Consider the following 24835-nt stretch of genomic DNA (forward strand, 5'->3'; position numbering starts at 1 on the left):
GCGCCCACGCGGCGGAGCCGCGTATGTCACAGCCCCGCGCCCCCTACGGGGCGCTTCTGCGGGCCAGAGCCATGGTGCGGTGGGCGCCTGCCACCACCGCCGGGTCGATGAAGTGGCCGTCGGGGAGAGCCTGGGCGCCGGGAGCGAGGGCCGCGGCGTCGATGATTTTCTCGGCCGACTCGATCTCTTGCTGGGTGGGGGCGTAGGTCTGTGCGATGAGAGGGAGCTGGCGGGGGTGGATCGCCGTGCGGCCGAGGAAGCCCAGGGCGCGGCCGTGGGCGCAGGAGTGGGCCAGGCCTTCCAGGTCCCGCACGTTCGGGTAGATCGACTGGGGCGGTGGCGGGAGAGCCGCGGCTCGGGCGGCCACGATCACCCGGGCGCGGGGCCAGTCCAGGGCCGCGTCGTCGCGTGCGCCGAGGTCGGCGCGGAGGTCCGCCTCGCCGAGGGCGATGCCTCGCAGGGCCGGGTGGCAGGAGGCGATGTCGTAGGCCCGTTCCACGCCCAGGGCCGATTCGAGGAGGGCGTAGAGGGGCATGGCGCCGCCCTCGACGGGGGCGGACCGCTCCGCGACACGTACGACTTCGGCGGAGGTCGTGATCTTCGGGAGGCGGAGGCCCGAGAGGCCGGGGAGGGGGGAGAGGGCCTTGAGATCGGCCTCCGCGTGCGGGGTGTCCAGGGCGTTCATCCGTACGTGGACCGGGACGGGGGGAATGGTGGTGAGGAGTTCGGCTGTGGCCGCGCGGGCGTACTCCTTGCGGGCCGGCGGTACCGCGTCCTCCAGGTCGACGATCACCACGTCGGCGCCGGATGTCAGGGCCTTGGCCACCACCTCCTGGCGGTCGCCGGGGGCGTACAGCCAGGTCAGCGGGATCACAGGGCGCCCTCCTCGCGGAGGGCCGCGATGTCCGTGTCCGTCAGGCCCAGTTCGGTGAGGATCGTGTCGGTGTCCGCGCCGTGCGCGCGGCCCGCCCAGCGGATGGCGCCGGGGGTGGCGGAGAGCCGGAAGAGGACGTTCTGCATGCGCAGCGGGCCGAGGTCGGGGTCGTCGACCGTGGTGATCGTGTCCAGGGCGCGGTACTGCGGGTCCGCCATCACGTCCCGTACGTCCTGGATGGGGGCGACCGCGGCCTCCGCCTTCTCGAACGCCTCGATGACCTCCTCACGGGTGTGACGGGCGATCCACGCGCCGACCGCCTCGTCCAGGACGTCCGTGTGGCGGGCCCGGTCCGCGCCCGTGGCGAACCACGGTTCGTCGATCAGCTCCGGTCTGCCCACCAGGCGCATCACCCGTTCCGCGATCGACTGCGCGGAGGTGGAGACCGCGACCCAGGTGCCGTCGGCGGTGCGGTACGTGTTGCGCGGCGCGTTGTTCGCGGAGCGGTTGCCCGTGCGGGGCTGGACGTGGCCGAGCTGGTCGTACCAGAGGGGCTGGGGGCCGAGGACCATGAGCATCGGCTCGATGATGGCCATGTCGACGACCTGGCCCTCGCCGGTGCGGTCGCGGGCGGTCAGGGCCGCCAGCACCGCGTACGCCGTCGTCAGGCCGGCGATCGAGTCGGCGAGGCCGAAGGGCGGGAGGACGGGCGGGGCGTCCGGTTCGCCGGTGATCGCGGCGAAGCCGCTCATCGCCTCGGCGAGCGTGCCGAAGCCGGGGCGGTGGGAGTACGGGCCGAACTGGCCGAAGCCGGTGACGCGGGCCAGGACCAGGCGGGGGTTCGCGGCGGAGAGTTCCTTCCAGCCGAGGCCCCACTTCTCCAGGGTGCCGGGGCGGAAGTTCTCGATGACCACATCGGCGGTGGTCGCGAGGCGGAGGAGGGTGTCGCGTCCGCCGGGGGTGGAGAGGTTCAGCGTCAGTGTGCGCTTGTTGCGGGCCAGCAGTTTCCACCACAGGCCCACACCGTCCTTCGACGGGCCGTGGCCCCGGGACGGGTCCGGCTTCGTGGGGTGCTCGACCTTGATGACCTCCGCGCCGAAGTCGCCGAGCATCGTGGCGGCGAGGGGGCCGGCGAAGAGGGTGGCGAGGTCCAGGACGCGGAGGTGGGTGAGCGGGGGGTCGTACACCTGAGTCATGAGTGGAGGCTCTCCCGGAAGGTGAGTCGGGCCAGCGCGTCGAAGCCGATGCCGTTGAAGTCGGCGATCGAGGTGGACAGGCGGTTCTTCAGGGGTGTCGTCCAGTGGTCCGGGAGTTTCTGCGGGGCGCCGGCGAGGATGCCCGCGATGCTGCCCGCCGTCGCGCCGTTGGAGTCGGTGTCCCAACCGCCCGACACCGCGCGGCAGATGGAGGCCGTGAAGTCGCCGTCGGCGTGGGTGAGGGCGGCGGTGAGCAGGGCCGTGTTGGGGATGGCGTGGACCCAGTGGTGGTCGGCGTAGGTGGTGTGGAGTTCGTCGACGACCGTGTCGAAGTCGGTGTGGTCGCGGGCGAGCCGGAGGGCGTGGGCGACGGCCCTGGCCAGGCGGGAGTTCGGGGGGACGACGGTCAGGCCGGTGCGCAGGCAGTGGTGGATGTCGTGGGTGCCGGTGGCCGCCTCGGCGATGGTGGCGGCGATGTACATCGCCGCGTAGACGCCGTTGGCGGTGTGGGTGAGCGTGGCGTCCCTGTGGGCCTGCTCGGCCGCGGCCGCCGGGTCGCCGGGGTTGGTCCAGCCGTGGACGTCGGCGCGGATCAAGGCGCCGATCCATTCGCGGAAGGGGTTGCGGTGGCGGGCGGTGTGCGGGGGGTCGATGCCGGTGAGGAGGTTGCGGTAGGCGATGCGTTCGGCGGTGAAGGTGCGGCCGGCGGGGAGCTCGTCCAGCCAGAGGCGGGCCACGTCCGTGGTGGTGAAGCCGGGGCCGTGGCGTTGGAGGAGGAGGAGGTTGAGGAGGGGGTAGTTGAGGTCGTCGTCCTCGGGCATGCCGTCGATGTTCTCGGCGAGGGAGGTCTGTGCCGAGCGGCGGTTCCAGGGGTGGGCGTCCAGGAGCTCCGCGGGGACGCCTCGGGCGGTGAACCAGGTGGTGAGGGGCCAGTTGCCGGTGGCCTGGGCGAGGTGGCGGATGGCGGTGAGGGGGAGTTTTTCCACGGGTTTGCCGAGGAGGCAGCCTGCGGCTCGGCCCAGCCAGGCGGCTTCCAGGCGCGCGAGGTGGGTGGCTGGGGTGGGTGGGTTCTCTTCGCCGAGCCCACCCCTTCCCGAAGCCGGGGGCTCCGCCCCCGGGGCCCCGGGGGGCGTGCTCACCGGCGGTGACAAGGTGCCGTCTCTCTTCGGGACGGGAGCCGGCCCGGCTGCACGACTGCCCGCGGACTGAGCAGCGGGGTCCGGCCAGGCTGGGCACAGTGCCCGGATCCTGTTCAGTTCCGTCGGCTCGGCGTCCGCCAACCCGCTCGGCAGGTCCGCCAGTTCGTCCAGCAGGTCCTCGGCCAGCTGGCGGAGGTAGCGGGAGGCCGGGCGGGGGGACGCGCCGGCGCGGAGGGGGGCCGGGGGGCCGCCCGCCGTCCGCCAGCGGGCTGCGATCGCCGAGGGCTCGCGGCCGTCCTGGGACGCCTGGTGGAGTTCGTGGCCCAGCAGGTCCTCCGGCTGGACCCAGGTGAGGCGCAGCCGGGTCACCGGGAGGCCGCCAGGGTGGTGAAAGCCGCCTCGTGGGCCCGGCGGCGGGCCACGTCCTGTGCGTGGATCTCGCGGGCGACCTCCGTCAGGGTCGCCGCCGGGGCGTGCAGGTCGAGGCGGCTCGCCTCCGCCACCGTCTTCGCCCAGTCCGCCGGGATCTCCGAGCCCAGCGCGCCCGCGACGGCGCCGGACATCGTGGCGATGGAGTCGCAGTCGCGGCCGTAGTTCACCGAGCCGAGGACCGCGTGGCGGTAGTCGCCGCGGGCCACCAGCAACATGCCCAACGCGATGGGGAGTTCCTCGATCGCGTGGACGCGGGAGGGGCGGCGGGCGCCCAGCGACGGGGCTCGGTAGTCGGGGCCCACCGTGTCGTACGCCGCCACCGCCTCGCGGAGCGGCCGCAGTGCCGACTCGAAGTCCGAGTAGCGGGACGCCACTTCGCACACCGTCTCGATCGCCGCGCGCGTGCCGTCCTTCGCCAGCGCCACGCAGGTCTCGATCACCGACTCCGCCGTCGCCCCCGGCACGCACGCCGCCGCCACCGCCGCCGCGAAGACACCGGCCGCCTCCCTGCCGTACGACGACTGGTGGGCGCCCGCGAGGTCGAGGGCCTCGGCGTACGCGCCCGCCGGGTTGGCCGCGTTGACCAGGCCGACCGGGGCCATGTACATCGCGGCGCCGCAGTTGACGATGTTTCCGGTGCCGGCCTCGCGGGGGTCGATGTGGCCGTAGTGGAGACGGGCCACGAGCCACTTCTCGGCGAGGAACACCCGGTGCAGGGGGAGGGCTTCCGCCTCCAGCTCCGGGATCCAGCGCGGGGTCGTCATCATGTCCGGCACCAGGTGCTCGGCGATCGCGTACGCGTCCAGGTGGTCGCGGACGCGGTCGTAGACCCGTACCAGCGCATGGGTCATCAACGTGTCGTCGGTGACGTGGCCGTCGCCCTTGTGGTACGGGGCGATGGGGCGGGCCGTGCGCCAGTCGTCGCCGTTCCAGGGGCCGACGACGCCGTGGACGCGGCCGCCGTGGCGCTCGGCGATCTGGTCGGGGGAGTAGCCCTCGACGGGGCCGCCGAGCGCGTCGCCGACGGCGGCCCCGACGAGGGCGCCGGTGATGCGTTCCTCGAGAGTCGCGGAGGAAGTTGTTAGTTTGTTCGGATTTGCTCACATAGGAGTATCATGCCCGAATCACCCATCGGGCGTGGCGAGTTCTGTCGCAGCGAGCAGTTCGGCGAGGTGTACGAGGTCGGTGCCCGTGAGGCGGGGGAGGGCGCAGCCGGAGAGGGTGCGGCAGGCTTCCCGCCAGGTGTCGGGGATCGCGGCGCCGCCGCCGAGCGCGCCGGTCAGGGCGCCGGCGAGGGCCGGGGCGGAGTCGGCGACCCGGGAGAGGCAGGCGGCGGCGGGGACGGCCTCGGCGATCCGGCCGCGGGCGGCGGTGGCGAGCGCCAGGGCCACGGGGACGGTCTCGGCGGCCGCGATGCCATAGCTGTAGACGTGGTCGACGATCTGGTGTTCGAGGAGGGGGATGAGGGCGAACGTGCCTTCCTTCCGGTGCCGTTGGGCGAGGTCCAGCGCGTGGCGGGCGTTGCGGCCGATCTCCGTCTCCTCGGGGAGTTCGGCGAGCGCCGCCGCCGCGCAGTCGTCGACGTCCGCGCCCGCGAGGGCGAGCGCGAGGGCCGCCGCCATCGCGCGGGCGCCGTGCACACCGTCGCCGTCCTGGGTGTAGCGGGCGTCGAACTCGGCCAGCTCGGCGGCCAGTCGCGGGTCGCCGGGGTGGGCGATGGCCAGCACACAGGCCCGTACGCAGGCCGCGTCGTCGAAGTAGTGCGGGTTGTCGTGGCCGGTGGCGGGCGGGCGCAGCCCGGTGGCGAGGTTGCCGAGTCCGGCGCGTACGGAGATCCGGGCGCGCAGCGGCAGTACGGCGGACTCGACCTCGGGGGCGCGTTCGGCGGCCGCCGCGATCTCGCTGGCCACGGCGTTCCAGGAGAGGTCGATCGAGGCGCGGGTGCGGCGCTCCAGGCTCAGGTCGCCGAGCGCCGCCGCGTCCCCGGCGCGCAGTACGGCCTCCGCCGCGAACGCCGCCCACTCCGCGTCGTCGGACGGGCCGAGCCGCAGAGGCTCGGGCGGCTGGTTGAGGGCGATCGGCACGGGGAGTGTCGTGGTCGCGTTCTGCTCGGCGAAGGTGTCGAGTTCGCGGGTGAGGCGCCGGGTCCACTCCGGCATGCGTGCGGCCCGGTGCCGGCCGGCCGGCCACCCGGCGGCGTCGCCCGCCGCGAGCCCGAGGAGGAGGCCCTCGATACGGCGGGGGTGAGGGGTCTTCGCATCCTCGCCTCTGGGCAACAGCCCTTCGGCCGCCGGGATTTCCAGGGGCGCGGGTCCGCCCGACTCGTACTCGGACAGCTCGCCCGTCAGCGCCGGATTCACGGCCGTACCTCCTCCTCTTCGTTCACGGTCAGTGCGTACGCGGCCGGATCCCGGCCTGCCCGGTCGCCGGTCGGCGGGCCCGTGACCCACTTGCCGGACTCGTCGGGGGTGAGCAACTCGGCGACGTCCAGGACGTGATGGCCCGCCATGGAGGGCAGGCAGCTGCCTCGCGCCGGGCCGATCGCGGCGGTCCACTCGGGCGGGATGGACGATGCGCCCCGGGTCGCGCCGGCCAGGGCGCCCGCGACGGCGGCGGTCGTGTCGGCGTCGCGGCCCATGTTCACCGCCGTGAGGACCGACTCGGTGAAGTCGCCGTCGGCCGCCGCGTACGCGCCGAAGGCGAGGGCGACGGCCTCGGGGGCCAGGTCGGTCCAGGGGTAGCCGCCGACGACGACCGCGGAACGGACCGCGCGTTCGCCCCGGTGGGCGACGGCCACCGCGCGGCGCAGGGAGCGGGCCGTCCAGGAGTCGTCGGGGACGACGGCGAGGGCGGAGGCCACCACCGCGATCGTCGGCGCGCCCGCCATGGCCGCCGCCACGCCCGCGGCGACCGCCTGGCCGCCGTAGATGCCCTCGCCGTCGTGGCTCACCGAGCCGTCGACGGCGACCAGCCGTGCCGCCTCCGCCGGGCGGCCGGACGCGAAGACGCCGAAGGGGGCCGCGCGCATGGCCAGGCCGTCGCTCCAGGCGTGGCGGTGCTGGGCGGAGATGGGAGCGGCGAGACCCCGGCGCAGGTTCTCCAGCGTGCCGCGCTCGCTGAAGCCCGCCCCTCGGAACGGGCCCTCGTCGAGGTCCGCGATCCACTGGTGCCAGGCCGTCTCCACATGCGCGACCGTGAGCGCCGAGCCGTGCCGGGCCAGCAGCAGCCCCGAGAAGATGGCGTACTCGGTGTCGTCCGTGCCCGACGGGTGCTCGGCCACGTACCCGGTGATGCGCCCCCAGCGCGCCCGGATCTCGGACGGTTTCATGTTCTCCGCGGGCGCCCCCAGCGCGTCCCCGACGGCGAGCCCGAGCATGGCCCCGCGTGCCCGCTCGCGGAGATCGGCGGCGTCCCCCGGCGCCGGGGTCGAGGGAATGCAGGCGATGGAAGGCATACGGTCGCCTCTCTGGCCCTGGAGCCTGTCCGGCTCCGGGGGCTCTCCGGCCCTATGGACAGTTGATCCGCTCTGAGGATTTCTCTGTGAAGATCTCTGCCACATCGGGCGCCCCACCGGCCCCCGGAACGCCCTCGTATCACCCGGTCGACATCTGTGCAGGGTCATGTACGAATGAGCGGCAACGGTTTCTCGAACAGCTGTGAACCCAGGTAAGTACGGCCTTCCTTGCTGGCAGAAGCGATTTTCCGAGCGTACGTTCGAGATATGGCACTCATCGACACCGAAGCCCCACTGCACGAGGCGCACCGCGACAACCACACCCACCGTGATGTGAACGGTGGTTGGCTGCGGCCCGCCGTCTTCGGAGCGATGGACGGGCTCGTGTCCAACCTGGCGCTGATGACCGGTGTCGCGGGCGGGGCGGTCGGACGGCAGGGGATCGTCATCGCCGGGCTCGCGGGCCTCGCCGCCGGGGCCTTCTCCATGGCGGCCGGCGAATACACCTCCGTGGCCTCGCAGCGCGAACTCGTGGAGGCCGAACTCGACGTCGAACGACGGGAGTTGCGTAAGCACCCGAAGGACGAGGAGAAGGAACTGGCCGCGCTCTACGTGTCCCGCGGCGTCGAGCCGAAGCTCGCCCGTGAGGTCGCGCGGCAGCTCTCCCACGATCCCGAGCAGGCCCTGGAGATCCATGCCCGCGAGGAGCTGGGCATCGATCCCGGCGACCTGCCCTCGCCGGCCGTCGCCGCCGTCTCCTCCTTCGGCGCGTTCGCGCTCGGCGCGCTGCTGCCCGTGCTGCCGTATCTCCTCGGCGCGGGCGCGCTGTGGCCCGCCCTGCTGGTGGCGCTCGTCGGGCTGTTCCTGTGCGGCGCGCTCGTGGCCCGGGTGACGGCGCGCACCTGGTGGTTCAGCGGGCTGCGACAGCTCGCCCTCGGAGGTGCGGCGGCGGGTGTGACGTACGCCCTGGGCACGTTGTTCGGTGCGGCCGTATGATGGATCGGATGGCTACGTATGCGAGGGACCGCATAAGTAGCCGTTACTACGCGGTTTCGAATGCTTAACCGCTGGGCATGAGCCGTAAGCGCTGTGGGCAATGACGCCCGCACCGCACCTCCGTGGCGGGCGACCTGGCCCTCCTGCGCCCCGGGTCGACGGACAATGATCTGTCCGTTTTCCCTCCTGCTTCCATCGCCGTGCCGTACCCCTGCGGCATGTCGCGATGTCCGCATGATGGAACGAACTATCCCGGTTCCCGAGAATCGCTCCATCATGTAACCTGCACGAAATTTTGCACTCCGCGCAGAGGGCCAGCGTCGTCCCTCGGCAATTGCATATGCCAGATGACGACGACGGGAGAGCCGATGCGTACGCCGCGCCAGCCGTCCCAGCACTCCGCGAATGGCCAGAAGTGGTCCTTCATGGATGCTCGCCCTGCTGCGCAGGGTATGTACGACCCCCGCAACGAGCGCGACGCCTGTGGCGTCGGCTTCGTGGCCACCCTCACCGGCGAGGCGAGCCATGCGCTGGTCGAGCAGGCGCTCACGGTTCTGCGCAACCTGGAGCACCGCGGCGCCACCGGTTCCGAGCCCGACTCCGGTGACGGCGCCGGCATCCTCTCGCAGGTCCCCGACGCCTTCTTCCGCGAGGTGGCCGGATTCGAACTGCCCGAGGCCGGCTCGTACGCCGTCGGCATCGCCTTCCTGCCCGAGCAGGGCGTCGACGACGCGGCCGCGCGCATCGAGGCCATCGCCGCCGAGGAGGGCCTGACCGTCCTCGGCTGGCGCGAGGTGCCCGTCGCCCCCGAGCTCCTCGGGGCCACGGCCCGCTCGACGATGCCCTCCTTCCGCCAGGTCTTCGTCACCGACGGCACCTCGAAGGACATCGACCTCGACCGCAAGAGCTTCGTGCTGCGCAAGCGCGCCGAGCGTGAGGTCGACGTCTACTTCCCCTCGCTGTCCGCGCGGACGATCGTCTACAAGGGCATGCTGACCACCGGCCAGCTGGAGCCCTTCTTCCCGGACCTGTCCGACCGCCGCTTCGCCTCCGCGATCGCGCTCGTGCACTCCCGGTTCTCCACGAACACCTTCCCGAGCTGGCCGCTCGCCCACCCGTACCGCTTCGTCGCGCACAACGGCGAGATCAACACGGTCAAGGGCAACCGCAACTGGATGGTGGCCCGCGAGTCCCAGCTGGTCTCCGACCTGTTCGGCCCGGCGGACAAGCTGGAGCGGATCTTCCCGATCTGTACGCCGGAGGCCTCCGACTCGGCGTCCTTCGACGAGGTCCTGGAACTGCTCCACCTCGGCGGCCGCTCCCTGCCGCACTCCGTGCTGATGATGATCCCCGAGGCGTGGGAGAACCACGACTCGATGGACCCGACGCGGCGCGCCTTCTACCAGTTCCACTCCACGATGATGGAGCCCTGGGACGGCCCGGCCTGTGTCACCTTCACCGACGGCAAGCAGGTCGGCGCGGTCCTCGACCGCAACGGCCTGCGCCCCGGCCGCTACTGGGTCACCGACGACGGCCTCGTCGTCCTCGGCTCCGAGGTCGGCGTTCTCGACATCGAGCCCTCCAAGGTCGTCCGCAAGGGCCGCCTGCAGCCCGGCAGGATGTTCCTCGTCGACACCGTCGAGCACCGCATCATCGAGGACGACGAGATCAAGGCCCAGCTCGCCGCGGAGAACCCGTACGCGGAGTGGCTGGAGGCCGGCGAGATCGAGCTCTCCGACCTGCCCGAGCGTGAGCACATCGTGCACACCCACGCCTCGGTCACCCGCCGCCAGCAGACCTTCGGCTACACCGAGGAGGAGCTGCGCGTCCTCCTCGCGCCGATGGCCAAGGCCGGCGCCGAGCCCATCGGTTCCATGGGCACGGACTCGCCGATCGCCGCGCTGTCCTCCCGCCCGCGCCTGCTGTTCGACTACTTCACCCAGCTGTTCGCGCAGGTCACCAACCCGCCGCTGGACGCGATCCGCGAAGAGCTGGTCACCTCGCTGCGCTCCTCGCTGGGCCCGCAGGGCAACCTCCTGGAGCCGACCGCCGCGTCGTGCCGCAGCGTCACCCTGCCCTTCCCGGTGATCGACAACGACGAGCTGGCCAAGCTCATCCACATCAACGCCGACGGCGACATGCCCGGTATGAAGGCCGCCACGCTGTCCGGCCTGTACCGGGTGAGCGGTGGCGGCGAGGCACTGGCCGCCCGTATCGAGGAGATCTGCGCCGAGGCCGACGCAGCCATCGACAACGGCGCCCGGCTGATCGTCCTCTCCGACCGCCACTCGGACGCCGAGCACGCGCCGATCCCGTCGCTGCTGCTCACCGCAGCCGTCCACCACCACCTCATCCGCACCAAGCAGCGCACCCACGTGGGCCTGGTGGTCGAGGCCGGTGACGTCCGCGAGGTCCACCACGTCGCCCTGCTCATCGGCTTCGGCGCCGCGGCCGTCAACCCGTACCTGGCGATGGAGTCCGTCGAGGACCTCGTCCGCGCCGGAACGTTCCTCTCCGACATCGAGCCCGAGCAGGCCATCCGCAACCTGATCTACGCCCTCGGCAAGGGCGTCCTGAAGGTCATGTCCAAGATGGGCATCTCCACGGTCGCCTCCTACCGCGGCGCCCAGGTCTTCGAGGCCGTCGGCCTCGCGGACGAGTTCGTCGAGAAGTACTTCAACGGCACGGCAACCAAGATCGGTGGCGTCGGCATCGACGTTGTTGCCAAGGAGGTCGCCGCCCGCCACGCCAAGGCGTACCCGGCCAGCGGCATCGCGCCCGCCCACCGGGCCCTGGACATAGGCGGCGAGTACCAGTGGCGCCGCGAGGGCGAGCCCCACCTGTTCGACCCGGAGACGGTCTTCCGCCTCCAGCACTCGACGCGCTCGGCCCGCTACGACATCTTCAAGAAGTACACCGAGCGCGTGAACGAGCAGTCCGAGCGGCTGATGACGCTGCGTGGTCTGTTCGGCTTCAAGTCCGACCGTCCCTCGATCTCCATCGACGAGGTCGAGTCGGTCTCCGAGATCGTCAAGCGCTTCTCGACCGGCGCCATGTCGTACGGCTCGATCTCCCGCGAGGCGCACGAGACGCTCGCCATCGCCATGAACCAGCTGGGCGGCAAGTCCAACACCGGTGAGGGCGGCGAGGACCCGGAGCGTCTGTACGACCCCGCGCGTCGCTCCTCGATCAAGCAGGTCGCCTCCGGCCGCTTCGGTGTGACCTCCGAGTACCTGGTCAACGCGGACGACATCCAGATCAAGATGGCCCAGGGCGCCAAGCCCGGTGAGGGCGGTCAGCTGCCCGGCCACAAGGTGTACCCGTGGGTCGCCAAGACGCGTCACTCGACGCCGGGCGTGGGCCTCATCTCCCCGCCGCCGCACCACGACATCTACTCCATCGAGGACCTGGCCCAGCTGATCCACGACCTGAAGAACGCGAACCCGCAGGCGCGGATTCACGTCAAGCTGGTCTCCGAGGTCGGCGTCGGTACGGTCGCCGCGGGTGTGTCCAAGGCACACGCGGACGTCGTGCTCATCTCCGGCCACGACGGTGGTACGGGCGCCTCGCCGCTGACGTCGCTGAAGCACGCGGGCGGTCCCTGGGAGCTCGGTCTCGCCGAGACCCAGCAGACGCTGCTGCTGAACGGCCTGCGCGACCGCATCGTCGTCCAGACCGACGGCCAGCTGAAGACCGGCCGTGACGTCGTCATCGCCGCGCTGCTCGGCGCCGAGGAGTTCGGTTTCGCGACCGCGCCGCTCGTCGTCTCCGGCTGCGTCATGATGCGCGTCTGCCACCTGGACACCTGCCCGGTCGGTATCGCCACGCAGAACCCGACGCTCCGCGACCGGTTCGCCGGCAAGGCCGAGTACGTCGTGAACTTCTTCCGCTTCATCGCCGAAGAGGTCCGCGAGATCCTCGCCGAGCTGGGCTTCCGCACCATCGAGGAGGCCGTCGGCCACGCCGAGATGCTCGACGTGACCCGCGCGGTCAGCCACTGGAAGGCGCAGGGCCTCGACCTGGCCCCCCTGTTCCACGTGCCCGAGCTGGCCGAAGGCGCGGTGCGCCACCAGGTCATCGAGCAGGACCACGGTCTGGAGAAGGCGCTCGACAACGAGCTGATCAAGCTCGCCGCCGACGCGCTCGCCGCCTCGGACGCCACCGACGCCCAGCCGGTGCGCGCCCAGGTCAAGGTCCGCAACATCAACCGCACGGTCGGCACGATGCTCGGCCACGAGGTGACGAAGAAGTTCGGCGGGGCGGGTCTGCCCGACGACACCATCGACATCACCTTCACCGGCTCGGCGGGCCAGTCCTTCGGCGCCTTCCTCCCGCGCGGCGTCACGCTGCGCCTGGAGGGCGACGCCAACGACTACGTCGGCAAGGGCCTCTCCGGCGGCCGCGTCGTCGTCCGCCCCGACCGTGGCGCCGACCACCTCGCCGAGTACTCGACGATCGCGGGCAACACCATCGCCTACGGCGCGACCGGCGGCGAGCTCTTCCTCCGCGGTCGTACGGGTGAGCGGTTCTGTGTCCGCAACTCCGGCGCCCTGGTGGTGTCCGAGGGCGTGGGCGACCACGGCTGCGAGTACATGACCGGCGGCCACGCGGTCGTCCTCGGCGAGACGGGTCGCAACTTCGCGGCCGGTATGTCCGGCGGCATCGCGTACGTCATCGACCTGAACCGCGACAACGTCAACGTCGGCAACGTGGGCGCCGTCGAGGCCCTGTCCGACGACGACAAGCAGTGGCTGCACGACGTGGTGCGCCGCCACGCCGAGGAGACCGGCTCGACGGTCGCCGAGAAGCTGCTCGCCGAGTGGCCCGTGGCCGTGGAGCGCTTCAGCAAGATCATCCCCAGCACGTACAAGGCAGTGCTCGCCGCCAAGGCCGCCGCCGAGCAGGCCGGTCTCTCCGAGACCGAGATCACCGAGAAGATGATGGAGGCGGCGATCAATGGCTGACCCGAAGGGCTTTTTGAACCACGGCCGCGAGGTCGCCAAGTCCCGCCCCGTCGACGTACGCCTGAAGGACTGGAACGAGGTCTACGTCCCCGGCTCCCTGCTGCCGATCATCAGCAAGCAGGCGTCGCGCTGCATGGACTGCGGCATCCCGTTCTGTCACAACGGCTGTCCGCTCGGGAACCTGATCCCCGAGTGGAACGACTACGCCTACCGCGAGGACTGGGCGGCGGCGTCGGAGCGGCTGCACGCGACGAACAACTTCCCGGAGTTCACGGGCCGCCTGTGCCCCGCTCCGTGCGAGTCGGCGTGTGTGCTCGGCATCAACCAGCCGGCTGTCACCATCAAGAACGTCGAGGTCTCGATCATCGACAAGGCGTGGGACAGCGGCGATGTCGCGCCGCAGATCCCGGAGCGCCTGTCCGGCAAGACCGTCGCGGTCATCGGCTCGGGCCCGGCGGGCCTGGCCGCCGCCCAGCAGCTGACGCGGGCCGGCCACACGGTCGCGGTGTACGAGCGCGCGGACCGCATCGGCGGTCTGCTCCGCTACGGCATCCCCGAGTTCAAGATGGAGAAGCGGCACATCAACCGCCGTATCGAGCAGATGCGCGCGGAGGGCACCCGCTTCCGTACAGGCATCGAGATCGGCCGCGACCTCAAGGCCACGGACCTGAAGAAGCGGTACGACGCCGTCGTCATCGCCGCGGGCGCCACCACCGCCCGTGACCTGCCGGTCCCCGGCCGCGAGCTGGCCGGTATCCACCAGGCCATGGAGTACCTGCCCCTGGCCAACAAGGTCCAGGAGGGCGACTTCGTGGCGCCCCCCATCACGGCCGAGGGCAAGCACGTCGTCGTCATCGGCGGCGGTGACACGGGCGCTGACTGCGTGGGCACGGCCCACCGCCAGGGCGCGGCCTCCGTGACGCAGCTGGAGATCATGCCCCGCCCGAGCGAGGACCGGAACGCCTCGCAGCCGTGGCCGACCTTCCCGATGCTGTACAAGGTCACGTCGGCGCACGAGGAGGGCGGCGAGCGGGTCTACTCCGTCTCGACGACCCACTTCGAGGGTGACGAGGACGGCAACGTCCAGTTCCTGCACCTCACCGAGGTCGAGTTCATCGACGGCAAGCTGACGCCGAAGCCGGGCACGGAGCGCAAGATCCCCGCCCAGCTGGTCACGCTGGCGATGGGCTTCACGGGCACCGACCGTGAGAACGGTCTGGTCGAGCAGTTCGGCCTGGAGCTGGACGAGCGCGGCAACATCGCCCGTGACGCCGACTTCCAGACCAATGTGCGGGGTGTGTTCGTGGCGGGCGATGCCGGCCGCGGCCAGTCGCTCATCGTCTGGGCGATCGCGGAGGGCCGCTCGGCCGCCCGCGGCTGCGACCGCTTCCTGACCGGCGCGAGCGAGCTGCCGGCGCCGATCCGTCCGACGGACCGTTCGCTGATGGTCTGAACCGGCTGACGGTTCAGCAAAAGACGTCCCGTACAACGGCGTACGGAACACAGACGGCGCCTGCCCGCCAGTCCCCGACCGGACGACTGGGCAGGCGCCGCCGCATGTTCGGGTGCCGGTGGGTTTCTGCCGGCGGGCGGCGGGACGAGAATCCTCGGTCGTCAGCCCGTCAACGCCGAAACCTTGCCCACCACCAACACCACCAACAACCCCAGCACCAGCACACAGACCCCCGCCTGCACCAGCGCCCTCCACCGGTCCCTGGGCGCGTACGCGAAGGCCAGTGCCACCAGCCCGCCCGTCAGCAGGCCGCCCAGGTGGCCCTGCCAGGACGTGACCGCCGCCGAGATGACCAGCCACAGCAGCAGCCCCGCCATGAAGCGGTTGACCGCGCGGGGGTCGGCGCCCAGGCGGCGGGCCAGGACGTAGTACGCGGTGCTGATGCCGAAGATCGCGCCGGAGGCGCCGACCGTGGTCGTGTCGGGGGCGAGCAGCAGGACGAGGACCGAGCCGCCCAGGGCCGACAGCAGATAGAGGGCCAGGTAGCGGGCGCGGCCCAGCTGGGATTCCACGATCCTGCCGACGTTCCACAGCGTCAGCATGTTCATCACGATGTGGAGGATGCCGAAACCGCCGCCGACGGGCGGGAGATGGAGGAACGCACCGGTGAGGAGCCGCTCCCATTCGCCGTGGGCCACCCCCTCCGCGCTGAAGTCGGCCGGGTACGAGTCCTGCCACAGATAGCGGCCGCCGTCCGGGCCGACCAGGCCCTGACCGAGCATCGAGAACCGGTCCACGATCTCCGGGCGCACCAACTCGCCCAGGTAGGCGAGGACGTTGAGACCGATCAGGACGTACGTGACCAGCGGCACCGTCGAGATCCGGCCACCGAAGGCCGTACGGGCCTGCCGTACGCTCCGCACGCCCTCCTTCACGCACTCGGGGCACTGGTGGCCCACGGACGCCGCGTGCATGCAGTCCGGGCAGATGAACCGGTCACAGCGGGTGCAGCGGACGTACGACTCCACCTTCGGGTGGCGGTAGCAGGACGTGACGGCGGACTCGGGGGTTCCGGGGGACTCGGGTTCCACGGCCGGCTCCTTCTCGGAAGTACGGGGTTGACGGTGAGCCGGTGAGGGCGACGGCGAACAAAATAGCGAACCGGTGGGAGTGGGTGGGCGGTGGCCTGGTGCAGGAGAAGCGCGCGAGGCCGACTGGCTCGGCTGGGCCAAGCTCCTGCTCGGCTCCTGGTCGGCTCCTGCTCGGCGTGGTAACCGCTTTGACCGGTTACCGCGCCGAACGACCTGCTCTCCGGCACCGGCATCCGCTTCGCGCAGGGTGCCAGGAGTACAGGCAGGTCACCGACGGCGGGGGCCGCCACTGACGACCTCGGCCCGGCACTCGCCCGGGCTGCCCCACGCCGTCCGCAGGGCCCGCGCCTTGGTCAGCCACAGCGACAGGTCGTACTCCGCCGTGTAGCCGATCGCGCCGTGCAGTTGCAGCGCCGTGCGGGCCGTCCCGTACGCCGCCTCGCAGGCCGTGACCTTCGCGGCGGCCACGTCGGCCGGGGCCAGGGTGAGCGCAGCCCCGAGCACCAGCGGACGCGCGAACTCCAGCGCCACCTTGGCGTCGGCCAGGCGGTGCTTCACCGCCTGGAACGAGCCTACGGGCACCCCGAACTGGGTGCGCTGCTTGACGTACGCCACCGTGCGGTCGAGGAGGGCCAGGCCGACACCCAGAGCCTGGGCGGCGACCGCGAGCCGCGCCCAGGTGAGGGCGGTGGCGAGGGGCGGGTCCGTGGCGAGGCGTTCACCCCCGGCTGCGAGGGGGGTCAGGCGGCGGGCCGGGTCCAGGGAGGGGCGGATCGGGCCGTGGCCGGGGGCCAGCCGCAGCTCGCCCCCGTCGTACGACAGCAGGGTCGTCGCCGCGTCCCCGTCCAACGCGTACGACCCCGGGCCCGCGAGCGTGGCCATGGCCTCCCCGGACACCAGCGCCGGCAGCAGGCGCTTCGCAGGGCCCGGGTCGTCCAGTCCCGCGAGGAGCACCGCCGCCGCGACCGTCTCCGCCAGCGGGCCCGGCACGGCGTGTCTGCCCAGCTCCACAAAGGCTGCGGCGAGTTCGACGGGCAGGGGGCCCACCCCTTCGTACGCCTCCGGAACGGCGAGCGCGAACACCCCGGCCCGCGCGATACGGGACCACAGCGCACGCCCGGCCGCATGCTCGCCCCGCCCCCAGTCCCGTACGACCGACGGTGTGTCGGCGGCCCTCAGCAGCGCGTCCAGCGACTCGGTGAACGCCCGCTGTTCGGTGTCCAGGAGGAAACGCATCAGCGACGCCCCTTCGGCAGCCCCAGCAGACGCTCGGCGATGATGTCCCGCTGGATCTCGTTCGTGCCCGCGTAGATGGGGCCGGCAAGGGCGAAGACGTAACCCTCCGCCCACGCGGTGTCCGTCGACTCGCCCTCCTCGCCGAGGAGATCGAGCGCCGTCTCGTGCAGCGCGATGTCGTACTCCGACCAGAAGACCTTGTTCAGGCTGGACTCAGGGCCGACCGACGAGCCCTCCAGGAAACGCGAGGCCGCCGCATAGGTGAACAGCTGGTACGCGCGGGCACCCATCAGCGCGTCGGCGACCCGGTCGCGCTCGGACACCGGGCCGCCCCGCGCCTCCCAGAGGCCGAGCAGCCGGTCGGCGGAGGCCAGGAAACGGCCGGGGGAGCGGAGCATCAGGCCGCGTTCGTTGCCCGCCGTCGACATCGCGATCCGCCAGCCCTGCCCCGGCTCGCCGATCACGTCCTCGTCCGGCACGAACACCTCGTCCAGGAACAGCTCCGCGAAGGCAGGCTTGCCGTCGAGGCGGCCTATGGGGCGGACCGTGACACCGGGGGCGCGCAGATCGAACATGACGTACGTCAGCCCCTGATGGGGTCTCGGCGCGTTCGGCTCGCTGCGGAACAGTCCGAAGGCGCGGTCCGCGAAGGCCGCGCGCGACGACCAGGTCTTCTGGCCGCTCAGCAGCCAGCCGCCGTCCGTACGGACCGCTCCGGACCGGAGCGCGGCGAGGTCCGAGCCGGCCTCGGGCTCCGACCAGGCCTGGGCCCAGATCACCTCGCCGCGGGCCATGGGCGGCAGCACCCGCGCCCGCTGCTCCCGCGTGCCGTGGTCGAACAGGGTCGGGGCGAGGAGGCTGACGCCGTTCTGACCGACCCGGCCCGGGGCGCCCGCCGCGTAGTACTCCTCCTCGAACAGCAGCCAGCGCAGCAGGCCCGCGTCCCGGCCGCCGTACTCCTCCGGCCAGTTCACCACCGACCAGCGGTCCGCGGACAGCTCCGCCTCCCAGGCGCGATGGGCCGCGAAGCCCTCCTCGGTCTCCAGGGAGGGGAGCGGCTCGGGTGGGACATGGGTGCGCAGCCAGTCCCGGGCCTCGGCGCGGAACGCCTCGTCGGCGGGGGAGTGGGTGAGGTCCACGGTCGTCCTCCCTTCCCTAACAAGTGTTTGGTAGGTTAGCTTGCCGTCATGAAGAACGTCGAGGGTCCGGCGTACGTTCCCGGGCACGGCCTGCTCCGCGGACGCACCGCCGTCGTCACCGCGGCGGCCGGCGCGGGCATCGGTGGAGCGACCGCGCGGCGCTTCCTGGAGGAGGGCGCCCGCGTCCTCATCAGCGACGCCCACGCCCGCCGCCTCAAGGAGTACGAGGCCGAGCTGGCCGGGGCGTTCACCCCGGACGCCGTCGCCGCGCTGCCGTGCGACGTCACCGACGAGGGGCAGGTGCGGGCACTCTTCGACACGGCCGTACGGCTGCACGGCCGCCTCGACATCGTCGTCAACAACGCCGGGCTCGGCGGCACCGCACCCCTCGTCGACATGACCGACGACCAGTGGACCCACGTCCTGGACGTCACCCTCAACGGCACCTTCCGGTGCACCCGCGCGGCCCTGCGGCTGATGAAGGAGAGCGGCGGCGGGGTCGTCGTCAACAACGCCTCGGTCGTCGGCTGGCGCGCCCAGCCAGGCCAGGCGCACTACGCCGCCGCGAAGGCGGGCGTGATGGCGCTGACCCGGTGTGCGGCGGTGGAGGCCGCCGAGTTCGGGGTGCGGGTCAACGCCGTCTCGCCGAGCCTCGCCATGCATCCGCACCTCGTGAAGGTGACGACCGCCGAGCTGCTGGAGGAGCTGACCGCACGCGAGGCCTTCGGGCGGTACGCCGAGCCCTGGGAGGTGGCCAACGTGATCGTGTTCCTCGCGTCGGACTACTCCTCGTACATGACCGGCGAGACCGTGTCGGTCAGCAGCCAGCGGGCCTGAGGCGGGGGCGAGAATGTGCGTGTGCCTATCAAGAAGAAGCCCCCGGCGACCGCTGCCGCGAAGCCCCCGGCGACTACGGCGAAACAGGCCCCGGTGACCGCCCCGAAGAAGCCCGCGCCCGTGGGGGCCGCCCCGGCCCGGCGTCGTGAACTCCTCGACACCGCCGCCGAGGTCTTCGCCGAGCAGGGCTACAACGCCACCACCGTGCGCAAGATCGCGGACCACGCGGGCATGCTCGCCGGCAGCCTCTACTACCACTTCGACTCCAAGGAATCGATGCTGGAGGAGATCCTGCGGACCTTCCTCGACGAGCTCTGGGAGGGCTACGACACCGTCCTCGACGCCCAACTGGGCCCCCGGGAGACTTTGCGGGCCCTGGTCACCGAGTCGTTCCGGGAGATCGACCGGCACCGCGCCGCCGTCGCGATCTACCAGAAGGAGAGCAAGCAGCTCGTCGCGCAGGAGCGGTTCGGCTTTCTCGTCGAGTCGCAGCGCAGGTTCGAGAAGGCATGGCTGTCCACGCTGGAGCGCGGGGTCGCCGCCCGGGTCTTCCGGGCCGACCTCGACATGAGGCTCACCTACCGCTTCGTCCGCGACACCGTGTGGGTCGCCGCCTCCTGGTACCGGCCCGGCGGACAGCACAGCCCGGAGGAGATCGCCCGGCAGTACCTGTCGATGGTGCTGGACGGGATCGCCGTACGCGAATAGCCCTTTGATGCGAGGGAGTTGGCATGGCCGAGGCATACATCGTCGAAGCGGTCCGTACGCCCGTCGGGCGGCGCGGGGGAGGACTGAGCGCGGTCCATCCGGCCGACCTCGGGGCCCATGTGCTGGGCGCGCTCGTGGCGCGCGCGGGCATCGATCCGGCCGCCGTCGAGGACGTCGTCTTCGGCTGCCTGGACGCGGTGGGGCCGCAGGCCGGGGACATCGCGCGCACCAGCTGGCTGGCCGCCGGGCTGCCCGAGGAGGTGCCGGGCACGACCGTCGACCGGCAGTGCGGCTCCTCGCAGCAGGCCGTGCACTTCGCCGCCCAGGCGGTGCTCTCCGGTACCCAGGACCTGGTCGTCGCGGGCGGCGTCCAGAACATGTCCATGATTCCCATCGCCTACGCCTCCCGCCAGGCCGCCGTCCCGCTCGGCCTCACCGAGGGCCCCTTCGCGGGCAGCGAGGGCTGGCGCGCCCGGTACGGCAACCGGCCCGTGAACCAGTTCGCCGGCGCCGAGATGATCGCCGCCAAGTGGGGCATAGCCCGCCGCGACCAGGAGGAGTTCGCGCTCAGGTCCCACCAGCGGGCGGTACGGGCGGTCGACGAGGGCCGCTTCGCGCGCGAGACCGTGCCGTACGGGGAGATCACGGCCGACGAGGGACCGCGCCGGGACACCACACTGGAGAAGATGGCCGCCCTGAAGCCGGTCATCGACGGCGGCACCGTCACCGCCGCCTGCTCCTCCCAGGTCTCCGACGGCGCGGCCGCGATGCTGCTCGCCTCGGAACGAGCGGTCCGGGAACACGGGCTGACCCCGCGCGCCCGCGTCCACCACCTCTCCGTACGCGGTGAGGACCCCATCCGCATGCTGACGGCCCCCATACCCGCCACCGCCCACGCCCTGAAGAAGACCGGCCTCTCCCTCGACGACATCGACCTCGTCGAGATCAACGAGGCCTTCGCCCCGGTCGTCCTGGCCTGGCTGAAGGAGACGGGCGCGGACCCGGAGAAGGTCAACGTCAACGGCGGCGCGATCGCCCTCGGCCACCCCCTGGGCGCGACCGGCGTCAAGCTGATGACGACGCTGCTGCACGAACTGGAGCGCACGGGGGGCCGGTTCGGGCTCCAGACCATGTGCGAGGGCGGGGGGCAGGCCAACGTGACGATCATCGAGCGGCTCTAGTCAGCGGCTCCGGTCAGCGCCCTCCGGTCAGCGGCTCAGCGAGAAGCCCAGCACCACACCCGCGGACACCTCCACCATGCCGGGCGCGAGATCGCCGGACGAGCTGCCGCCCCCGCCGCCGTGCCCCCGGTGCTGGCGGAACTGGTACGACTCCGCGTCCACGTCCTGGATGTGGATCACCGCGCCGAGCGGCACGCCCGCCGCCTCCGCATAGACCTCGGCCTTGCGGCGGGCGGCCGCCACCGCACTGCGGCGCGCCTCGTCCCGCAGCGCGGGCTTGTCCCGTACGTCGAACTCCACGCTGTCGATCTGGTGCGCCCCGGCCTCGACGGCGTCCACGATCAGCTGCTGAAGGTCGTCGAGCGCCTCCGTCTCGATGACGTACGAGGCACGGCAGCGGTAGCCGAGGAACTTGCGGTCACCGCCGTAACCGTCGTGGTCCGAGCTGAGTTTGAGCCGGGAGCCGGACACCGACGCGTCGGGTATGCCGTGCCCGCGCAGCACCTCGCGCAGCCGTGCCACCGAGGCGCCCGCCTCCTGGAACGCCTTGTCCGGCAAGGGCTCCAGCACGTCCACCGTCAGCTTCACCCGTACCAGCTGCGGCTCCACACGCACACTGCCCGCACCAAGAACACTGAGCCCCCAGGGCTCGTTGATCGTCTCCGTCATGCGCGCATTGAAGCACCGCCCGCCGACAACGCGCCGACGATTTCCACAGCCTCGGCCATTACCCGCTCCACCAGCTCCGCGCACGACGGCAGGTCGTCGATCACCCCGGCGACCTGCCCGGAGGCCATGACCCCCAGATCCGTACGGCCGTCCACCATCGCCGACCTGAGCAGCATGGGCGTGTTGGCGGCGAGCAGCACCTGGCTCCAGGTGAGGTCCTTGCCGTGCCGCATGGCGAGCCCGTCGCGGACCATACGACCCCAGGTCAGCCCGAACAGCCGGCGGAAGCCCGCCGCCCGGCGCACGGCGTGCAGCAGCGCGCGTGTGCGGCCGGCCGCCTCCAGGGCGTTCACGAACTCCGTACGCAGCATGCGGTGCGGCAGCCCGTCCACCGCCCGCGTCACCGTGACGTCCTTGACCGTGGCCGCCAGATACTCGGCCTTCACCGCCTCCGGCACGGTCGAGTCCGAGGTCAGCAGAAACCGCGTACCCATGGCGACGCCCGCCGCCCCGTACGCCAGCGCCGCGACCAGGCCCCGCCCGTCGAAGAAGCCGCCCGCCGCCACCACCGGTATGTCGACGGCGTCCACGACCTGCGGCAGCAGTACGGTCGTCGCCACCTCCCCGGTGTGCCCGCCGCCCTCACCGCCCTGCACGATCACCGCGTCCGCACCCCACCCGGCCACCTTCTCGGCGTGCCGCCGGGCGCCGACGGACGGGACGACGACCACACCCGCGTCCTTCAGCTCGGCGATCAGCTCCCTGGACGGGGCGAGCGCGAAGGACGCCACACGCACGCCCTCCTCGACGATGATCCGGACGCGCTCACGGGCATCGGCCGCGTCCGCCCGCAGATTGACCCCGAACGGCGCGTCCGTCCGCGACCTCACCTCCCGTACGGCGTCCCGCAGCTGGGCGGGTGTCATGGTCGCGGACGCCAGGATGCCGAGGGCGCCGGCGTTCGCCGTGGCGGAGACCAGGCGGGGCCCCGCGACCCAGCCCATGCCGGTCTGCACGATCGGATGGCGGACGCCCACGAGCCGGGTGAGGGCGGTGTCCATCAGCCCTGGACCTCCCGGCCCCGGGCGCCCGCCGGATCGATCACCTCACGGATCAGCCGCAGCTCCTCGGCCGTCGGCTCTCGCGTGTACGGCACCTCGTCCGGGACGGCGAGATCGAAACCGGTCGCCTCCTCGACCTGGCCGACCGTGACGCCCGGGTGCAGGGAGGCCAGCCGCATCGTGCGGTCGGGGCCGGCGAAGTCGAACACCCCGAGGTCGGACACCACACAGGGGATGCGGTGGAAGCGGGCGGTCCCGGGATGCTCGGCGGCACGGTCGTAGCCCACCCCGCACACCATGTCGACCTTCTCGACGAACACCCGCCGGGAGTGCCTCGGTACCCAGTAACTGGTCGGATTGTTCAGAGTGTTGACCGGCGCGCCCCGCACCCCGAGCAGTTGCCGCTTCGGCTGCGCCCAGTCGCCGATGCACGAGATGTTCTGGTTGCCGTACCGGTCGATCTGGCTCGCGCCCATCATCACGTGCCGCCGCCCGCTTGTGACCAGGGTGAGATGCTGTCGGTACGGCAGCCAGCCCTCAGGTGTCCCGTCGAGGCCGACGAGCAGCGCCTCGCCGTCGGTGAGCAGCAGATCCGGGGCGAAGGTCCGCTTGGCGAGCCGCGCGCCCAGCGACGGGATCAGACCCATGGGGCTCGCCAGGATCTCCCCGCCGTCCCGCCACGCCTCGGCACAGGCCACCACGCAGTACTCGGCGCGCGTGACGCCACTCACGCCACTCACGCCAGTCACGCCACTCACGCCACTCACGGCATTCACGCCACTCACGCGCCCTCCCTGACCGCCGACCGGTACGCCTGCTCGTCCCCGCCGAGATACCGCGCCGCGAACTCCGGCCACGGGGTCGTCGCGTACACCTTCTGGAAGGCCTCGTCCCGGTCGTAGTCGGGCGCGCAGGAGGTGAAGTGCGCCCCGTTCGGGGCCTCGACGACACCCGTCACCACATGCCGCTTGATCAGCAGCGACTGCGGTGGTGCCTCCTTCGTCAGCTCGGCCGTGTCGACGACCCGTTCGCACGAGACGTACGCCGTGTCCGCCGCCTCGCAGAACAGGTCGTCGAAGTACGGGTCCGGGCCCAGATACTGGCCGTTGCCCAGCCGGTCGGCGCGGTTGACGTGCACGAACGCCGCGTCCAGGCGCAGTGCGGGCATGGCGACGAAGGTCTCCCCGTCCTCGTACGGCGAAGTGACCGTCCGCAGGCCGGGGTTGACGCGCATGACGTCAGAGCCGATGCCGGCGCGCACCGGCAGGAACGGCAGGCGGTTCGCCGCCGCGTGCAGCCCCCACATGAACATCGCCTCGTCGACCTCCGTCAGCTCGAAGGCCCCGGCCTCGCGGGCCGCGCGGTAGTGCGGTTCGAGGGGGATCGAGTCGAGGGTGGCGAACGCGGCGACCAGCTTCCGTATGCGTCCGGCGGCGGCGAGCATGCCGACGTCCGGACCGCCGTACGAGACGACCGTGAGATCGGTGATCTCGGACCGGAGCAGTGCTCTCACCAGCGCCATCGGTTTGCGGCGCGAGCCCCAGCCGCCGATGCCGAGGGTCATGCCGCTCTCCAGCCGCCCGACGGCCTCCTCGGCCGTCATCGTCTTGTCACTCACCTACGCCCCCTTCTCCCCGAAGGTGTCCCGGACCCGGTCGGCCAACCCGCTGAGGTTGGCCTCGAAGGTGAAGCCCTGTTCGAAGCGGTAGCTGCGGCGCACGTCGACGGGGTCGATGCCGTTGATCGCGGCCTTGGCCAGCCGGAGCAACTGCCCGTCCTTGGCGGCGATCTCCCGCGCCAGCTCCACGGCGGCGGCCCGCAGCCCGGCACGCGGTACGACCCGCCACACCGAGCCGTGCGCGTGCAGCTCGGCCGCCGTCGCCGTACGCGAGGTGTAGTACAGCGCGCGCATCAGATGCTGGGGCACGAGCCGGGCCAGATGCGTGGCCGCGCCGAGAGCACCCCGGTCCAGCTCGGGCAGCCCGAACGTGGCGTCGTCGCTCGCCACGATCGCGTCCGCGTTGCCCACCAGGCCGATCCCGCCGCCCAGACAGAAACCGTGCACCGCCGCCACCACCGGCACCTCGCACTCGTACACGGCGGCGAACGCCTCCGCACAGCCGTGGTTGGCGCCGATCAGCGCGCGCTGCCCCGCCGCCTGGATCTCCTTGATGTCCACGCCCGCGTTGAACCCGCGCCCGTCCGCCGCCAGCACCACACACCGCACCGACGGATCACGCCCCGCCCCGCGCACGGCGTCGGCCAGCTCGAACCAGCCGCGCACCGGCAGCGCGTTCACCGGCGGGAAGTCGACCGTGACAACGGAAATCCCCTTTTCGGGGGACGAGGTGGAGACACCCATGGGCGCATCAGCTACCTTCCACCTAACGTTTGTTTGGTGACTC

At 71.9% G+C, this 24835-nt stretch carries 20 protein-coding genes; 6 read left to right on the plus strand and 14 right to left on the minus strand.

Features of this window, described 5'->3' with window-relative positions; translation table 11 throughout:
- Positions 1-43: 43 nt before the first annotated feature.
- From SGFS_RS41915 to SGFS_RS41940, 6 genes are all read right to left on the minus strand, one after another.
- Positions 44-874, minus strand: a complete 831-nt coding sequence (locus SGFS_RS41915) for an HpcH/HpaI aldolase/citrate lyase family protein (RefSeq protein ID WP_286257568.1) — start codon at positions 872-874, stop codon at positions 44-46.
- The gene (locus SGFS_RS41920) at positions 871-2070 is read right to left on the minus strand and encodes a CaiB/BaiF CoA transferase family protein (RefSeq protein ID WP_286257569.1); all 1200 of its coding nucleotides are present in this window, start codon (positions 2068-2070) and stop codon (positions 871-873) included. The genes SGFS_RS41915 and SGFS_RS41920 overlap by 4 nt, the downstream gene beginning before the upstream one ends.
- Positions 2067-3578 (minus strand): ADP-ribosylglycohydrolase family protein, encoded by a 1512-nt coding sequence (locus tag SGFS_RS41925; protein ID WP_286257570.1) that lies wholly within the window; start codon positions 3576-3578, stop codon positions 2067-2069. The genes SGFS_RS41920 and SGFS_RS41925 overlap by 4 nt, the downstream gene beginning before the upstream one ends.
- Entirely contained in the window at positions 3575-4693 is a 1119-nt protein-coding gene (locus tag SGFS_RS41930) for an ADP-ribosylglycohydrolase family protein (RefSeq protein WP_286260323.1), read from the minus strand. Before SGFS_RS41930 ends, SGFS_RS41925 begins: the two co-directional genes overlap by 4 nt.
- A 72-nt stretch (positions 4694-4765) precedes the next feature.
- The gene (locus tag SGFS_RS41935) at positions 4766-6001 is read right to left on the minus strand and encodes an ADP-ribosylglycohydrolase family protein (RefSeq protein WP_434028140.1); all 1236 of its coding nucleotides are present in this window, start codon (positions 5999-6001) and stop codon (positions 4766-4768) included.
- Entirely contained in the window at positions 5998-7095 is a 1098-nt protein-coding gene (locus tag SGFS_RS41940; protein WP_286257571.1) for an ADP-ribosylglycohydrolase family protein, read from the minus strand. Before SGFS_RS41940 ends, SGFS_RS41935 begins: the two co-directional genes overlap by 4 nt.
- Before the next feature lie 267 nt (positions 7096-7362).
- Here SGFS_RS41940 and SGFS_RS41945 point away from each other — a divergent pair, with 267 nt between their 5' ends.
- The 3 genes from SGFS_RS41945 to SGFS_RS41955 all read left to right on the plus strand — a co-directional run bounded on the left by SGFS_RS41945 (position 7363) and on the right by SGFS_RS41955 (position 14508).
- Positions 7363-8091: a VIT1/CCC1 transporter family protein gene (locus tag SGFS_RS41945; RefSeq protein ID WP_286257572.1), complete on the plus strand. Its 729-nt coding sequence runs from the start codon at positions 7363-7365 to the stop codon at positions 8089-8091.
- 368 nt (positions 8092-8459) lie between these two features.
- Entirely contained in the window at positions 8460-13055 is a 4596-nt protein-coding gene (gene gltB, locus SGFS_RS41950; protein WP_286260325.1) for a glutamate synthase large subunit, read from the plus strand.
- Positions 13048-14508: a glutamate synthase subunit beta gene (locus SGFS_RS41955; RefSeq protein WP_286257575.1), complete on the plus strand. Its 1461-nt coding sequence runs from the start codon at positions 13048-13050 to the stop codon at positions 14506-14508. Before gltB ends, SGFS_RS41955 begins: the two co-directional genes overlap by 8 nt.
- A gap of 161 nt (positions 14509-14669) precedes the next feature.
- Here the strand turns inward: SGFS_RS41955 and SGFS_RS41960 are convergent, their stop codons facing one another.
- The 3 genes from SGFS_RS41960 to SGFS_RS41970 all read right to left on the minus strand — a co-directional run bounded on the left by SGFS_RS41960 (position 14670) and on the right by SGFS_RS41970 (position 17974).
- Positions 14670-15599, minus strand: coding sequence for a rhomboid family intramembrane serine protease (locus tag SGFS_RS41960; RefSeq protein WP_286257576.1), 930 nt, complete (start codon positions 15597-15599; stop codon positions 14670-14672).
- Between the two features lie 267 nt (positions 15600-15866).
- Positions 15867-16835 (minus strand): acyl-CoA dehydrogenase family protein, encoded by a 969-nt coding sequence (locus SGFS_RS41965; RefSeq protein WP_286257577.1) that lies wholly within the window; start codon positions 16833-16835, stop codon positions 15867-15869.
- Entirely contained in the window at positions 16835-17974 is a 1140-nt protein-coding gene (locus SGFS_RS41970) for an acyl-CoA dehydrogenase family protein (RefSeq protein ID WP_286257578.1), read from the minus strand. The genes SGFS_RS41965 and SGFS_RS41970 overlap by 1 nt, the downstream gene beginning before the upstream one ends.
- Before the next feature lie 48 nt (positions 17975-18022).
- On the opposite strand from SGFS_RS41970, the gene SGFS_RS41975 reads away from it, so the two are divergent.
- The 3 genes from SGFS_RS41975 to SGFS_RS41985 all read left to right on the plus strand — a co-directional run bounded on the left by SGFS_RS41975 (position 18023) and on the right by SGFS_RS41985 (position 20700).
- Positions 18023-18811, plus strand: a complete 789-nt coding sequence (locus SGFS_RS41975; RefSeq protein ID WP_286257579.1) for an SDR family oxidoreductase — start codon at positions 18023-18025, stop codon at positions 18809-18811.
- 93 nt (positions 18812-18904) lie between these two features.
- Positions 18905-19519 carry a TetR/AcrR family transcriptional regulator gene (locus SGFS_RS41980; RefSeq protein WP_434028240.1) on the plus strand — a complete coding sequence of 205 codons (615 nt, stop codon included), beginning with the start codon at positions 18905-18907 and terminating at the stop codon, positions 19517-19519.
- Positions 19520-19542: 23 nt separating this feature from the next.
- Positions 19543-20700, plus strand: a complete 1158-nt coding sequence (locus tag SGFS_RS41985; protein WP_286257580.1) for an acetyl-CoA C-acetyltransferase — start codon at positions 19543-19545, stop codon at positions 20698-20700.
- A gap of 27 nt (positions 20701-20727) precedes the next feature.
- On the opposite strand, the gene SGFS_RS41990 is transcribed toward SGFS_RS41985, so the two are convergent.
- The 5 genes from SGFS_RS41990 to SGFS_RS42010 are packed head-to-tail and all read right to left on the minus strand — an operon-like array spanning position 20728 to position 24792.
- Complete coding sequence (locus tag SGFS_RS41990) at positions 20728-21369, minus strand: SIMPL domain-containing protein (RefSeq protein ID WP_286257582.1); 642 nt, start codon at positions 21367-21369, stop codon at positions 20728-20730.
- Complete coding sequence (locus tag SGFS_RS41995; protein WP_286257584.1) at positions 21366-22430, minus strand: NAD(P)H-dependent flavin oxidoreductase; 1065 nt, start codon at positions 22428-22430, stop codon at positions 21366-21368. Before SGFS_RS41995 ends, SGFS_RS41990 begins: the two co-directional genes overlap by 4 nt.
- Positions 22430-23161 (minus strand): CoA-transferase subunit beta, encoded by a 732-nt coding sequence (locus SGFS_RS42000; RefSeq protein ID WP_286257585.1) that lies wholly within the window; start codon positions 23159-23161, stop codon positions 22430-22432. The genes SGFS_RS41995 and SGFS_RS42000 overlap by 1 nt, the downstream gene beginning before the upstream one ends.
- A gap of 50 nt (positions 23162-23211) precedes the next feature.
- Positions 23212-24048, minus strand: coding sequence for a CoA transferase subunit A (locus SGFS_RS42005; RefSeq protein WP_286257586.1), 837 nt, complete (start codon positions 24046-24048; stop codon positions 23212-23214).
- Entirely contained in the window at positions 24049-24792 is a 744-nt protein-coding gene (locus SGFS_RS42010) for an enoyl-CoA hydratase family protein (RefSeq protein ID WP_286257587.1), read from the minus strand.
- Positions 24793-24835: the final 43 nt, after the last annotated feature.

Source organism: Streptomyces graminofaciens (assembly GCF_030294945.1).
Taxonomy (GTDB): Bacteria; Actinomycetota; Actinomycetes; order Streptomycetales; family Streptomycetaceae; genus Streptomyces; species Streptomyces graminofaciens.

Bases quoted from the DNA above. Each gene is read 5' to 3' on its own strand.
- SGFS_RS41990 (WP_286257582.1), bottom strand. From the start codon at position 21,369: ATGACGGAGACGATCAACGAGCCCTGGGGGCTCAGTGTTCTTGGTGCG.
- SGFS_RS41975 (WP_286257579.1), top strand. From the start codon at position 18,023: ATGAAGAACGTCGAGGGTCCGGCGTACGTTCCCGGGCACGGCCTGCTC.
- SGFS_RS42010 (WP_286257587.1), bottom strand. From the start codon at position 24,792: ATGGGTGTCTCCACCTCGTCCCCCGAAAAGGGGATTTCCGTTGTCACG.
- SGFS_RS41920 (WP_286257569.1), bottom strand. From the start codon at position 2,070: ATGACTCAGGTGTACGACCCCCCGCTCACCCACCTCCGCGTCCTGGAC.
- SGFS_RS41985 (WP_286257580.1), top strand. From the start codon at position 19,543: ATGGCCGAGGCATACATCGTCGAAGCGGTCCGTACGCCCGTCGGGCGG.
- SGFS_RS41965 (WP_286257577.1), bottom strand. From the start codon at position 16,835: ATGCGTTTCCTCCTGGACACCGAACAGCGGGCGTTCACCGAGTCGCTG.
- SGFS_RS41995 (WP_286257584.1), bottom strand. From the start codon at position 22,430: ATGGACACCGCCCTCACCCGGCTCGTGGGCGTCCGCCATCCGATCGTG.
- SGFS_RS41955 (WP_286257575.1), top strand. From the start codon at position 13,048: ATGGCTGACCCGAAGGGCTTTTTGAACCACGGCCGCGAGGTCGCCAAG.
- SGFS_RS41945 (WP_286257572.1), top strand. From the start codon at position 7,363: ATGGCACTCATCGACACCGAAGCCCCACTGCACGAGGCGCACCGCGAC.
- SGFS_RS41940 (WP_286257571.1), bottom strand. From the start codon at position 7,095: ATGCCTTCCATCGCCTGCATTCCCTCGACCCCGGCGCCGGGGGACGCC.
- gltB (WP_286260325.1), top strand. From the start codon at position 8,460: ATGCGTACGCCGCGCCAGCCGTCCCAGCACTCCGCGAATGGCCAGAAG.